Genomic DNA, 12,713 nt, shown 5'->3' with positions numbered 1-12,713 from the left:
GATTTCCAAAGCGTATCGCTAGCGCGCTTCGAACGGATTGACGACGGCGATGTCGAGATCGACGAAATCCGCGACATTGCGCGTCGCGAGCGTCATTGCGTGGGCGGCGGCGATGCTCGCAACTATCGCATCCATGACGGCGAGCGGCTTGCCTCGCATTTTGCGTCTGCCACGCAAACGGGCGAAGGCCTGCGCCGCGCGTTGATCAAACGACAATATGCGGCCAGCGAAAATCTCAGCTTCGATCGCGTCGCAGGCTTTGGTCAAAACATCCTTCTTTCGCCCCTCAGGCAGCAGCGCCAGACCAAAACGAAGCTCCGCGATGACGGGCGTCGCGATGAAGAAATCGAGCTCAGAATAGGAGTCCATCCAGCGCCGCACGTTACCGTCGCCCATCGGCTTCATCATTTCAGAGACGATGTTCGTGTCGAGCAAGATCATTCGAAGTCTGGCGGGGCGCGGTCGCTTTGATCACGAGGCTGAATGAAATCGTCCGTCCAATCTTCTTGCGACACGAGACTTTTGAGTCGCGTTCCAAGTCCTCCGGCCGCTCGGGCGCGCTCTGGCCGGACAGCCTGAGACAAAGCGCGTTCGAGCAACAATTTCGCCTGGCTCGAAATGCTGCGCTTATGCCCGTGCGCCAGATCCTCGATCTGGCGCTTCATTTCCGGGGGAACGTCTCTCAACAGAATGTCAGGCACGCCAGCCTCCACATTTGATATCAATGATATCTCTATGCGGGCGCGATATCAAGGCTGACGTGCAAGCGAGCGGATCGAGCATCGGATGAGCTTCAGATGGATTTATGCTGCGGCGCGTGGCATTTGCCTTGCTCGGCGCCTAAATGACGCTTCCACTCTCCTTCCGGCCTTTGTGAATGGCGATCATCAAGCAAAAGGACGCGCGAGCGGGCGCATCAATAAACTCCAGCGCAGACTCCAAATCCATCTCCATCCGCGGCGCGCGCGAACATAATCTCAAGAACGTCGATCTGACGATTCCGCGCGACAAGCTGGTGGTGTTCACCGGCCTGTCCGGCTCGGGCAAGTCGTCGCTCGCCTTCGACACCATCTATGCCGAAGGCCAGCGCCGCTATGTCGAGTCGCTGTCGGCCTATGCGCGGCAGTTTTTGGAGATCATGCAGAAGCCCGACGTCGATCAGATCGATGGGCTGTCGCCGGCGATCTCCATCGAACAGAAGACGACATCCAAAAATCCGCGCTCGACCGTCGGCACGGTCACCGAGATTCACGACTATATGCGTCTGCTCTGGGCCCGCGTCGGCGTGCCCTATTCGCCGGCGACGGGCCTGCCGATCGAGAGCCAGACCGTCTCGCAGATGGTTGATCGCGTGCTGGCGCTTCCAGAAGGCTCGCGGCTCTATCTGCTCGCGCCGGTCGTGCGCGGCCGCAAAGGCGAATACCGAAAGGAGATCGCCGAATATACCAAGAAAGGCTTCCAGCGCCTCAAGATCGACGGCGCCTATCATGAGATCGCCGACGTGCCGGCGCTCGACAAGAAATTGAAGCACGACATCGATGTCGTGGTTGATCGAATCGTCGTGCGTCCCGACATGAGCGCGAGACTGGCCGACAGTTTTGAGACCGCGCTAGATTTGTCGGGCGGCCTCGCCGTCGTCGAATTCGCCGACGCGCCAAAGGGCCAGAACGTTTTGCTCGGCCCCGTGCAGCCGGCGGCGAACGTCTCGACGCATTACGCGCCGCATCACATTGTGTTTTCCTCGAAATTCGCCTGTCCCGTATCGGGCTTCACCATCCCGGAGATCGAGCCGCGGCTGTTTTCGTTCAACAATCCCTTCGGCGCCTGTCCAGTCTGCGGCGGCATCGGCCATGAGCAGAAGGTCGACGCCGACCTCGTCGCGCCCAATCCAAAGCTGACGCTGCGCAAAGGCGCGATCGCGCCCTGGGCGAAATCGACTTCGCCCTATTATCAGCAGACGCTCGAAGCGCTCGGCAAGCATTACAAGTTTCGGCTCGACGTCCCTTGGGAGACGCTTTCCGACAAGGCGCGAAACGTCATTCTCTACGGCTCGGGGGACGAGGAGATCCGCTTTTCCTATGACGACGGCTTTCGCGCCTATGACGTGAAGAAGCCCTTCGAAGGCGTCGTCATCAATCTCGAGCGGCGCTATCTCGAGACCGAAAGCGAATGGGCGCGCGACGAGATCGGCCGCTATATGTCGGCGACGCCGTGTCTCGCGTGCGAAGGCTTTCGCTTGAAGCCCGAAGCGCTCGCCGTCAAAGTCGCGCGCAAACATATTGGCGAAGTCTCGGAGCTTTCGGTGCGCGCCGCGCTCGACTGGTTTCGCGCGCTGCCCGACGCGCTCGACAAGAAGCGCAACGAAATCGCCTTCCGCATCTTGAAGGAAATTCGCGACCGGCTAAATTTTCTCGTCGACGTCGGCCTCGATTATCTGACGCTGTCGCGCAATTCAGGCTCGCTGTCGGGCGGCGAAAGCCAGCGGATCCGCCTCGCGTCGCAGATCGGCTCGGGACTGACCGGCGTTCTCTATGTGCTGGACGAACCGTCGATCGGGCTGCATCAGCGCGACAATGACCGTCTGCTCGACACGCTGCGGCGGCTGCGCAATCTCGGCAACAGCGTCATCGTCGTCGAGCACGACGAGGACGCGATTCTCGCCGCGGATTATGTCGTCGATGTCGGACCCGGCGCCGGCATTCACGGCGGCAAAATCGTTGCGCAAGGGACGCCGGCGGAGATCATGAACGATCCCGCATCGCTCACCGGGCAATATTTGACCGGCGAGAAGCAGGTGATTCTTCGTCACAAGCTGCGCAAGCCGACGGCCGGCCGTTGGCTCAAGCTCTTTGGCGCGCGCGGCAATAATCTTAAGGACGTCACGGCGGAAGTGCCGCTTGGCCTTTTCACCTGCGTCACTGGCGTCTCGGGCGGCGGCAAGTCGACGCTGATCATCGAAACGCTTTACAAGGCCGTGGCGCGGCGGCTTTCCGGCGCGCATGAGCACCCGGCGCCCTTCGATCGTTTGGAAGGCCTCGAGCAGATCGATAAGATCATCGACATCGACCAGTCGCCGATCGGCCGCACGCCGCGCTCCAATCCGGCGACCTACACCGGCGCCTTCACGCCCATTCGCGAATGGTTCGCGGGTCTTCCGGAGGCGAAGGCGCGCGGCTATGCGCCCGGACGCTTCTCCTTCAACGTCAAGGGCGGCCGCTGCGAAGCCTGCCAGGGCGACGGCGTCATCAAAATCGAGATGCACTTTCTCCCGGACGTGTACGTGACCTGCGACGTGTGCAAGGGCAAGCGTTACGATCGCGAGACGCTCGAAGTGAAATATCGCGAAAAGTCCATCGCCGACGTGCTGGACATGACGGTTGAGGAGGCGGCGAATCTGTTCAAGGCGGTGCCGTCGATCCGCGACAAGATGGAAACCTTAAAACGCGTCGGCCTCGACTACATCCATGTTGGCCAGCAGGCGACGACGCTGTCGGGCGGCGAGGCCCAGCGCGTCAAGCTCTCCAAGGAGCTGTCGCGCCGCTCGACAGGCCGCACGCTCTATATTCTCGACGAGCCGACGACGGGTCTGCATTTCCATGACGTCGCCAAGCTGCTCGAAGTGCTGCATGAACTCGTGGAGCAGGGCAATACGGTGGTCGTGATCGAGCACAATCTCGAAGTCATCAAGACGGCGGACTGGATCATCGACATGGGACCGGAGGGGGGCGACGGCGGCGGCGAGATCGTCGCGACAGGACCGCCGTCAGAGATCATCAAGGAAACGCGCAGCCACACGGGGCGCTATCTCGCTGAAGCGATGGCGCGAAAACCAGCTGCGGCGGCGCCGGCGAAACCCAAGAAAGCGCGAACGGTTTAAAAGCCCCCACCGGCACGTCTTCGCCTCAAAAGTAGGAGCCGCCTCGCAGCGCATGCGATGCGGCTCATGTTTGTTGTGCGGCGCGCTGCGTTGGGCGTTTAGTTCTTCAGCGGCGCCGAACGTTCGTCGCGTTCCGCATCCGCAGCGCGAATCGCCGCGTCATCTCCCGACGCGGCTTCCTCCGCGGCGCGTTTCTTGCCGGCCTCGAAGATGTCGCGCTCAGGCCGCGGCAACACCGGGCCCTCCGGGAAGACGAAGCCCAGCGACTTCGCTCCGGTGTCGTCGCCGACGACGACGACGCGCACAGCGCCGCCGTTCTTCAGGCGGCCGAACAGCACCTCGTCGGCGAGCGGCGTCTTGATGTGCTGGTGAATGACCCGCGACATCGGCCGCGCGCCCATCGATTCGTCATAGCCATGCTCGACGAGCCAGCTGCGCGCTTCGTCGGTGAGCTCGATCGTGACATTGCGGTCGGCAAGCTGCGCTTCGAGCTGCATGATGAATTTGTCGACGACGCGCTTGATGACGTCGACCGGCAGATGACCGAAAGGCACGATGGCGTCGAGACGATTGCGGAACTCCGGCGCGAAAAGCCGATTGATCGCTTCGCTGTCGTCGAGATCGCGGCGCGTGCGCGTGAAGCCGATCGGCGTGCGCGCAAGATCCTGCGCGCCCGCATTCGTCGTCATGATGAGGATGACGTTGCGGAAGTCGATCGTCTTGCCGTTATGGTCCGTCAGCTTCCCGTGATCCATCACCTGCAGCAGGATGTTGTAGAGATCGGGATGCGCCTTCTCGATCTCGTCGAGCAGCAGCACGCAATGCGGATGCTGGTCGATGGCGTCGGTCAGCAGACCGCCCTGATCGAATCCGACATAGCCGGGAGGCGCGCCGATCAGTCGGCTCACCGTATGGCGCTCCATATATTCCGACATGTCGAAGCGCACGAGCTCGATGCCGAGCGATGTCGCCAGCTGGCGCGCGGCTTCCGTCTTGCCGACGCCGGTCGGTCCGGAGAAGAGATAGCAGCCGATCGGCTTCTCTTGATCGCGTAGGCCCGCCCGCGCGAGCTTGATCGCCGACGTCAGCGCCGAGATCGCCTTATCCTGACCGTAGACGACGCGGCGCAGCGTCTCATCGAGATGCGCGAGAACTTCGGCGTCGTCCTTGGAGACGGTCTTCGGCGGCACGCGCGCCATGGTGGCGATCGTCGTTTCGATTTCTTTCAGTCCGATCGTCTTTTTGCGCTTGTTTTCCGCGACCAGCATCTGCGCCGCGCCGGTTTCGTCGATCACGTCAATCGCCTTGTCCGGCAGCTTGCGGTCATGAATGTAACGCGCCGAAAGCTCCACCGCCGCCTTCAGCGCGTCGTTGGTGTAGCGGATCTTATGAAATTCCTCGAAATAGGGCTTGAGCCCCTTCACGATTTCGATCGCGTCGGGGATCGAGGGTTCGTTGACGTCGATCTTCTGGAAGCGGCGAACGAGCGCGCGGTCCTTCTCGAAATACTGGCGGTATTCCTTGTAGGTCGTCGAGCCGATGCAGCGCAGAACGCCCTGCGCGAGCGCGGGCTTCAGAAGGTTCGAGGCGTCCATCGCGCCGCCCGAGGTGGCGCCCGCGCCAATGACTGTGTGGATCTCGTCGATGAAGAGAATCGCATTCTTGTGATTCTCGATTTCTTTCACGACCTGCTTCAGGCGTTCTTCAAAGTCGCCGCGATAGCGTGTGCCGGCGAGCAGCGCGCCCATGTCGAGCGCGAACACCGTCGCCCCGGCGAGAACCTCCGGGACCTCGTTGGAGACGATTTTACGCGCGAGGCCTTCGGCGATCGCCGTCTTGCCGACGCCGGGATCGCCGACCAGCAGGGGATTATTCTTTTGCCGGCGGCACAGAACCTGGATCGTGCGCAGCACTTCCGGCTCGCGGCCGATCAGCGGGTCGATGCGGCCGTCGCGCGCCTTCCTGTTGAGGTTGACGCAATAGGCCTCGAGCGCGCCTTCCTTCTTGCGGCTCTCGCCGTCGCGGCCCTCCCGGCCTTCGCTGCGCTCGCCGTCTTCCTCGACGCCGCGCGGACTCCGGCTGGCGTCCGAAAGCCCCGGACGCTTGGCGATGCCATGGCTGATGAAATTGACGGCGTCATAGCGCGTCATGTCCTGCTCCTGCAGGAAATAGACGGCGTGGCTTTCGCGCTCGGCGAACAGCGCGACAAGTACATTCGCGCCGCTGACGTCTTCGCGGCCGGACGATTGAACGCTGATAATCGCCCGCTGCACGACCCGCTGGAACCCGGCGGTCGGCTTGCATTCGTCCGCGTCTTCGTTGACGAGGTTGTCGAGTTCGCGATCGATGTAGTCGCGCAAATTCTTGGTCAGGACGTCGAGATCCACCGAACAGGCGCGGAGCACCGCCGACGCGTCGACGTCCTCGACGAGACTCAGCAGGAGGTGCTCGAGCGTCGCATATTCATGGCGCCGCTCGCGGGCGGACGCGAGCGCACGGTCGAGGGTCTGCTTGAGATTGCGCGAGAAGGTCGGCATGCGCTCGTCCTATTTCTTTTCCATGATGCATTGCAGAGGATGCTGATGCTTCCTTGCAAAATCCATGACCTGGGTGACTTTGGTCTCAGCGACCTCGTAAGTGTAGACGCCGCATTCGCCGACGCCGTGATTGTGGACGTGGAGCATGATGCGCGTGGCTTCCTCGACGGACTTGTTGAAATACTTACGCAGCACGATCACCACGAACTCCTGCGTCGTGTAGTCGTCATTCAACAAAAGCACCCGATACATATTGGGCTTGCGCGTCTGAGGACGCGTTCGCGTGACGAGCGCTGTTCCGGCCCCGGGACCGACGTCGCCTCCCTTGCGCGGCTCCTTGGCCGCTCGCGGCGCACTAGCCGCCATCGCTAGCGTTAAATCCTCCGCCGCCACGTCTTCACCCTTTCGATCCTTTTCATGTAGGTCGGCTCAGTGGTTCTTTTAGGGTCGCCTCGCAGAATCTGGGCCATTTCCACGGTGAGGGAAATCAAGAACATCGCTAGTTTTGAGCTTTCCCAGCGGCTTGGCAAGGGGTCGCGCGACGCGCCGTCGCCGAGTTTTGTCGAAAGCCGCATCAATAAAAAATTCACCTCCGCTAGATTAGCGTCACACCGCTAACCTTCAGGCATTCAAGTGCGTCGACCCCTCGAGCATCGCCGTTTAAGCAACCCCCGCGCCGGCCTTCCGGCGGGCGTCTGGAGTCTCGCGGCGCTGTCGATCGCCGCTTGTTTGTGCAGCGTGCTCGGCGCCAAGCTGCTCTCAAATATGTTTGAGCCTCCCGAAACGCGAGCGCCGGCGCGCTTTTCGAGGGGCGCAGAAGCCGATCTGCGCGGCCTTGCCAAGGCGGCGCCGCAACACGAGGCGCCGGCGCCGACAGAACAACGCGAGGCCGACGTCGACCGTTTGCCGACAGGCACGATCCCAGACAAGCGCAAAGGGCGGAAGGCGTTGACGCCTTGCGGCGAAGCTGGCGAATTCGCCGATCATTAGTTTTTTTGCGACCAACCCCCGTGTGCGCGGCCCGACGTGCGCATATATTTATTGACAATCTGGCAATTGCCCTTAAAGCATTCCCGTGGCTATCGCCCGCGCTTCTTTGCGGCGGACCGTCGGCGGGCCAGATAGCCGTTGCGGCGTCGACGGCGACTTCTCTCAACATCCACGCGCGCTTCTTTACGGCTAGCGCGCAAGCGGAATTTCCGCACATGCGGGCCGTAATTCAGGATAATTAATGACATTCGAAGAACTGGGCCTTTCCCAAAAGGTTCTCGCAGCCGTCCAAACGTCCGGCTATACGACCCCCACGCCAATTCAGGCGCAGGCCATTCCACCCGCCTTGCAGGGGCGCGATATTCTCGGCATCGCCCAAACGGGCACCGGCAAGACCGCCGCTTTCACCCTGCCGATGCTGAGCCGTCTCGAAAGCGGCCGCGCCCGCGCCAGAATGCCGCGAACGCTCATTCTGGAGCCGACGCGCGAACTTGCCGCGCAGGTCGAAGCAAGCTTCGCAAAATACGGCAAGAACCATCGTCTCAACGTCGCGCTGCTGATCGGCGGCGTCGCCTTCGGCGAGCAGGAAACCAAAATCATGCGCGGGGCCGACGTGCTGATCGCCACGCCGGGTCGCCTTCTCGACTTCTTCGATCGCGGCAAGCTGCTGCTCACCGGCATCGAAATTCTCGTCATCGACGAGGCGGACCGTATGCTCGACATGGGTTTCATTCCCGACATCGAGCGCGTCTGCAAGCTGGTGCCGTTCACGCGGCAGACGCTCTTCTTCTCTGCGACCATGCCGCCTGAGATCACGCGGCTAACGGAAGCCTTTCTGCATAATCCGATCCGTTGCGAAGTCTCGCGCGCCGCGACGACGGCGACCACGATCCGGCAGGTTCTCGTCGCTTCGCGGGGCCACGCCGACAAGCGTGAGACGTTGCGCAACCTCATTCGCGGCGCCGATAACTTCAAGAACGCGATCATCTTCTGCAACCGCAAGCGCGACGTGGCGACCCTTCATCGCTCGCTCGTCAAGCACGGCTTTTCCGCCGGCGCCCTGCACGGCGACATGGATCAGCTCGCGCGGATGGCCTCGCTCGACGCGTTCAAGACTGGCGATGTGTCGCTGATCGTGTGTTCGGATGTGGCGGCGCGCGGCCTCGACATTCCGGACGTGAGCCATGTGCTCAACTTCGACGTCCCGACGCACAGCGAAGATTACGTGCACCGAATCGGCCGCACCGGCCGCGCCGGCCGGTCGGGCGTGGCGATCACGCTCGTCACCGAAGACGACATGAAATATATCGACCAGATCCAGAGCCTCATCGGCAAGGCGATCGAGTGGGAGGGGCCGGGCTTCGACGCCTTGCCGCCGCCGATGGAGACGAGCCGCCCGCAAGAGCGCCGCGGCGAGCGCGCCGAACGCGGGCCGCGCCGGGACCGCGGTCGCCGGTCAGCCGCCGCCGAGCGCGACGCGCCCGTCAGCCGCCGACCAGCCGCCGCCGAACGCGAAACGCCTGTCAGCCGCCGGCCGCCGTCAGCCGCCGCAGATCGCGAGGCCCCCGTCAGCATCGGCCGGTCCCGCGGCGGCCGCGCCAAGGCTGATGGAGAAGGCGTACGGCCTCCGGCCTATGGGGCGCCGGCCGGGCCTCCGGCCGCAGAGCGCCGTGAGCGCCGCCCGCGCCATCATGAAGACGATGGGCCGCCCGTCATTGGACTGGGCGACCACGTGCCGTCCTTCCTGCTGCGCCCGGTGGCGCTGAGGCCGGCGAAGGTCGGCGAAGAATAGGTTTTTCCAGCAAGGCTTGCCCGATCAGGCAAGCCGGCGCCGCAGCGGCCTCACCCTTCGAACGGCGCCATTGCGCTGCGAATTTTCTCCGCCTGTTCAGCGAGCTTAGCGTCGTCCGCCATGGTCCCCGGAGGGCGCAAGGCGACGCCGTCCCAACGCGGCAACAGGTGGAAGTGCAGGTGATAGATCACCTGCCCGCCGGCGCTTTCGTTGAATTGATGCAGCGTCAGGCCGTCGGCGGCAAACGCCTTTTCGATCGCCTTCGCGACATGCTGCACGCGCTTCATCAATTGGCCGAGCGTTTCCGGCGAGACGTCGAGGAGTCCGCGCGCGCCTTCCTTTGGAATGACCAGAGCATGGCCCTCGGCGCGCGGCATGATATCCATAAACGCGAGCGAGACGTCGTCCTCAAAGATCTTATGCGCAGGGATTTCTCCGCGCAGAATCTTGCCGAAAATATTGTTGGGATCATAGGCGACGGCCATGGGCTGTTCCCTTCGAGCGCTTGCTCCTTAAAACCATTTTGGCCGTTCTGACGGGCGCTTGCGTCTCGAAGGACGTCGCTCATGGCGCGAACGAAGCGTCGCTTGAGGCGACAGTCCGTTCCCGCTGAAGAAGGCCGGCAAGGAAAGCAATTGCTCTTGAGGCCTGTCAATCCCCAAAGGCGAAGGCGCGGATATTGGTGAGGCGAAAATCGCTCGCGGGATAAACGCCGAGAATCTCCATTTCCTTGGAGAAGAACTGCAGTTCTTCGAGCGCGCGCGCCATCGCCGGCTGCTCGGGATGTCCGTCGGCGTCGGCGAGAAAGCGCGTCGCGGCGAATTCGCCGTCAACCATGTAGCTTTCGAGCTTGGTCATATTGACGCCATTCGTGGCGAAGCCGCCAAGCGCCTTGTAGAGCGCGGCCGGCACGTTGCGCACGCGAAAGATGAAGGTGGTGATGGTCGACCCCGCGCTCGGGGCCGCCCAATGCTTGGTCTTCGACAGCACGATGAACCGCGTCGTGTTATGCGCCTCGTCCTCAATGTTCTCCGCCAGCACGTCGAGATCGTAGATGTCGGCGGCGAGTCGCGGCGCGATCGCGGCCTTCGTCGGATCGCCCCATTCGGCGACTTCGCGCGCGGCGCCGGCAGTGTCTCCGGCGGTGTGCGCCGCAAGGCCGAGTTGGCGGATGGCGCGGCGGCACTGACCCAGCGCATGGACATGGCTGTAGACGCTTCTGAGCCCCTGCCGCGTCGCGCCCCTGGGCGCCATCAAGTGAAAATGGATCGGCAGGAAGTATTCGCCGACGATATGCAGACCCGAATGCGGCAGGAAATGATGAATATCCGCGACGCGTCCGGCGATGGAATTTTCGATCGGGATCATGCCGAGCGCGGCGCGCCCCTCGGTCACCGACGCGAAGGCGTCCTCGAAGCTTGCGCAAGGAAGCGGCGTCAGTTGCGGATAGGCCTGACGGCAGACGAGGTCGGAGTTCGCGCCGGGCTCTCCCTGATAGGCGATATATTGCGTCACTTTGGGTCCTGTTCGCGCGCCGTGGCGCGCAGCGCGGTCAAATCGCGTTCCGTATCCACCGATGGGGCGCCTTTGTCCAGCACAGCGGCGTCGATGCGCATGCCGGCCTCGAGCGCGCGCAACTGCTCGAGGCGCGCACGCAATTCGAGCGGAGAGGGCGGAAGCGCGACGAATCGTTCCAGAGCGGCGCGGCGAAAGGCGTAAACGCCGATGTGCTTCAATCGCGGCCCCGCGCCATAAGGCGCCGGGGCGCGCGTAAAGTAAAGCGCGCGAACCCGTTCAGGCGCGAGCGAGGCTCCGACGAGCTTGACGGCGTTGGGATCGCTGGCGTCTTCGGCGCGCGCCGGGCAGGCGAGTGTGCCGATGTCGACGGCTGGATCGTCGAGAAGCGCGAGCGCCGCTTCGAGCGCCCCTTCGGGAAGGAAGGGCTGGTCGCCCTGCAGATTGACGGCGGCGCCATGGCGGCCATGTGGGTCGAGCGCCCGCAAGGCTTCGCCGATGCGATCGCTGCCACAAGCGTGAGAACCGCGCGTAAGCGCCGCGTGTCCGCCGACCGACTCGATCGCGCGCGCGATCTCGGGAGAGTCGGTCGCGACCACGACAGGTCCGAGCGCTGCGGCGCATGCGCGCTCCCAGACATGGACGATCATGGGCCGACCGTCGATTTCGGCGAGCGCCTTGCCGGGCAGACGCGTCGAGCGTAGACGCGCCGGAATAATAACGATCGGCGCGAGCGCCTGCACGGCGCTAATAGGCGTTGCTGTCCTCGGCCATCCAGCCCTTTTCGCTCTTCACGAAATGCAGCGTGCCTTCGCTCGTGTGCACTTCGGCCTTGGCGAATGTCCGGTCGTCGTCGAGGCCGAGAAAGGCGCAGGTTCCGCGCTCGCGCTCATCAGCGCATTTGGCTTCGAAACCCTCGGGAAACAGAATTTCAGCCTCATACATCAATTCGTAAGCGTCGACGTTCTCGCGCTTCACTTCGCGGCCCTGCACCTTCTTGAAGGACACGAGCTTGGCGTCCACGCCATTCTTCTCCAGAAGATTGCGCAACACCTTCGCGCCCGTGGCGTCGCCGGGCATATGATCGCCGCAAGCGGAAAGCGTCAGGGCGATCGAGACGCCGGCCACAAGCCCAAGAACAAAGCGGAATCCAGAAGCCATCTACTCCTCCGGCGCCGCGTTCATCGCAGCGCGATGTTATTTGTTTCGATATCGCACAAACGCTTCACAACTCAGCGTCTGTGAAAATTCATATCAGATAGTTGCATTTTTGTGCAGCCGGAGTAACGTGACTGCGCCAAATGAGTTGCGCGTCTGGCGGCGTCGAAGGGCCTGTAAGAAGACCCATGGCGTGCGTAAGCGTTTGATGCGTATTCGGCACAACTTTGAATACCCTGCGGAGTGCTCAGGTCCGCCGCATCTCCTGGGTCCGTGGGGTTGGCCGACTGGCGGTGGTTGGAGTGGCCTCCTTGAAGCCATCGTCAGTCGGCCGCCTTCCCCAAAGCGGTTTATTCTCCAGCCAAAAACTCTCGGAGCGTCCCCCTGCGGCGACGCTCCTCCTGGCTAGACCAGCGGTTGTGACGAACGCCTTGGCAAGGCGCGCGCTTTATCTGCGCGCGCTTACTTGATCTTGGTTTCCTTGAATTCCACGTGCTTGCGCACGACGGGATCGTATTTCTTGAAGACGAGCTTTTCCGTTTTGGTGCGCGCGTTCTTCTTGGTCACGTAGAAATAGCCCGTATCCGCCGTGGACAGGAGCTTGATCTTGATCATGGCGGACTTGGCCATCGCTCATCCCAGTCTATCAGAGAAATGAAATCGTCCCGGTCGCTGAGCGCGCCGGGAGCGAATTGGCCGGCAACATACGTGCGGCGCGAACGATGTCAAGAAGGCGCGCCGGGCCAGTCCTGAGCCCAGAGCGATTCGAGCCTCGTCAAGAGGATGCGGCAAAGAACAGCCATAATTTTGTTGGTTAATCCACAAGAGAAGCGGCGTGTGGCTG

At 62.5% G+C, this 12,713-nt stretch carries 11 protein-coding genes; 3 read left to right on the top strand and 8 right to left on the bottom strand.

The features are described from left to right. Positions 1-18 precede the first annotated feature (18 nt). On the bottom strand, positions 19-441 hold the full coding sequence (locus HUN39_RS05530) for a type II toxin-antitoxin system VapC family toxin (RefSeq protein ID WP_175093481.1): 423 nt from the start codon (positions 439-441) through the stop codon (positions 19-21). Positions 442-877: 436 nt separating this feature from the next. On the opposite strand from HUN39_RS05530, the gene uvrA reads away from it, so the two are divergent. Continuing rightward, positions 878-3,877: an excinuclease ABC subunit UvrA gene (gene uvrA / locus HUN39_RS05525; protein WP_175093480.1), complete on the top strand. Its 3,000-nt coding sequence runs from the start codon at positions 878-880 to the stop codon at positions 3,875-3,877. Between the two features lie 98 nt (positions 3,878-3,975). Here the strand turns inward: uvrA and clpA are convergent, their stop codons facing one another. Further along, positions 3,976-6,414 (bottom strand): ATP-dependent Clp protease ATP-binding subunit ClpA, encoded by a 2,439-nt coding sequence (clpA, locus tag HUN39_RS05520; RefSeq protein WP_175093479.1) that lies wholly within the window; start codon positions 6,412-6,414, stop codon positions 3,976-3,978. A gap of 9 nt (positions 6,415-6,423) precedes the next feature. After that, positions 6,424-6,780 carry an ATP-dependent Clp protease adapter ClpS gene (gene clpS, locus HUN39_RS05515; protein WP_123175299.1) on the bottom strand — a complete coding sequence of 119 codons (357 nt, stop codon included), beginning with the start codon at positions 6,778-6,780 and terminating at the stop codon, positions 6,424-6,426. Positions 6,781-7,047: 267 nt separating this feature from the next. On the opposite strand from clpS, the gene HUN39_RS05510 reads away from it, so the two are divergent. Both HUN39_RS05510 and HUN39_RS05505 read left to right on the top strand, forming a co-directional pair. Then, positions 7,048-7,404, top strand: coding sequence for a hypothetical protein (locus HUN39_RS05510; protein WP_175093478.1), 357 nt, complete (start codon positions 7,048-7,050; stop codon positions 7,402-7,404). A 241-nt stretch (positions 7,405-7,645) separates the two neighbouring features. Next, the gene (locus HUN39_RS05505; RefSeq protein WP_175093477.1) at positions 7,646-9,196 is read left to right on the top strand and encodes a DEAD/DEAH box helicase; all 1,551 of its coding nucleotides are present in this window, start codon (positions 7,646-7,648) and stop codon (positions 9,194-9,196) included. A 50-nt stretch (positions 9,197-9,246) separates the two neighbouring features. On the opposite strand, the gene HUN39_RS05500 is transcribed toward HUN39_RS05505, so the two are convergent. The 5 genes from HUN39_RS05500 to rpmG all read right to left on the bottom strand — a co-directional run bounded on the left by HUN39_RS05500 (position 9,247) and on the right by rpmG (position 12,499). Further along, positions 9,247-9,681 (bottom strand): HIT family protein, encoded by a 435-nt coding sequence (locus HUN39_RS05500; protein ID WP_175093476.1) that lies wholly within the window; start codon positions 9,679-9,681, stop codon positions 9,247-9,249. A 166-nt stretch (positions 9,682-9,847) separates the two neighbouring features. Then, complete coding sequence (locus HUN39_RS05495; protein WP_175093475.1) at positions 9,848-10,711, bottom strand: prephenate dehydratase; 864 nt, start codon at positions 10,709-10,711, stop codon at positions 9,848-9,850. Then, a complete protein-coding gene (locus HUN39_RS05490) occupies positions 10,708-11,454 on the bottom strand; it encodes a 3-deoxy-manno-octulosonate cytidylyltransferase (protein ID WP_175093474.1) in 747 nt (248 codons plus the stop codon). The genes HUN39_RS05495 and HUN39_RS05490 overlap by 4 nt, the downstream gene beginning before the upstream one ends. Positions 11,455-11,458: 4 nt before the next feature. After that, a complete protein-coding gene (locus HUN39_RS05485) occupies positions 11,459-11,872 on the bottom strand; it encodes a hypothetical protein (RefSeq protein WP_175093473.1) in 414 nt (137 codons plus the stop codon). 459 nt (positions 11,873-12,331) lie between these two features. Next, entirely contained in the window at positions 12,332-12,499 is a 168-nt protein-coding gene (gene rpmG / locus HUN39_RS05480) for a 50S ribosomal protein L33 (protein WP_014892635.1), read from the bottom strand. Positions 12,500-12,713 lie beyond the last annotated feature (214 nt).

This window comes from Methylocystis silviterrae (assembly GCF_013350005.1).
Classification (GTDB): Bacteria; Pseudomonadota; Alphaproteobacteria; order Rhizobiales; family Beijerinckiaceae; genus Methylocystis; species Methylocystis silviterrae.
Note: the sequence above shows the minus strand (reverse complement) of the source record. Positions and strands in the feature narration are given on the sequence as shown.

What these genes read in the sequence shown, in the direction of transcription:
- HUN39_RS05530 (WP_175093481.1), bottom strand. Translation starts at nt 441, where the DNA reads ATGATCTTGCTCGACACGAACATCGTCTCTGAAATGATGAAGCCGATG.
- uvrA (WP_175093480.1), top strand. Translation starts at nt 878, where the DNA reads ATGGCGATCATCAAGCAAAAGGACGCGCGAGCGGGCGCATCAATAAAC.
- clpA (WP_175093479.1), bottom strand. Translation starts at nt 6,414, where the DNA reads ATGCCGACCTTCTCGCGCAATCTCAAGCAGACCCTCGACCGTGCGCTC.
- clpS (WP_123175299.1), bottom strand. Translation starts at nt 6,780, where the DNA reads ATGGCGGCTAGTGCGCCGCGAGCGGCCAAGGAGCCGCGCAAGGGAGGC.
- HUN39_RS05505 (WP_175093477.1), top strand. Translation starts at nt 7,646, where the DNA reads ATGACATTCGAAGAACTGGGCCTTTCCCAAAAGGTTCTCGCAGCCGTC.
- HUN39_RS05500 (WP_175093476.1), bottom strand. Translation starts at nt 9,681, where the DNA reads ATGGCCGTCGCCTATGATCCCAACAATATTTTCGGCAAGATTCTGCGC.
- HUN39_RS05485 (WP_175093473.1), bottom strand. Translation starts at nt 11,872, where the DNA reads ATGGCTTCTGGATTCCGCTTTGTTCTTGGGCTTGTGGCCGGCGTCTCG.
- rpmG (WP_014892635.1), bottom strand. Translation starts at nt 12,499, where the DNA reads ATGGCCAAGTCCGCCATGATCAAGATCAAGCTCCTGTCCACGGCGGAT.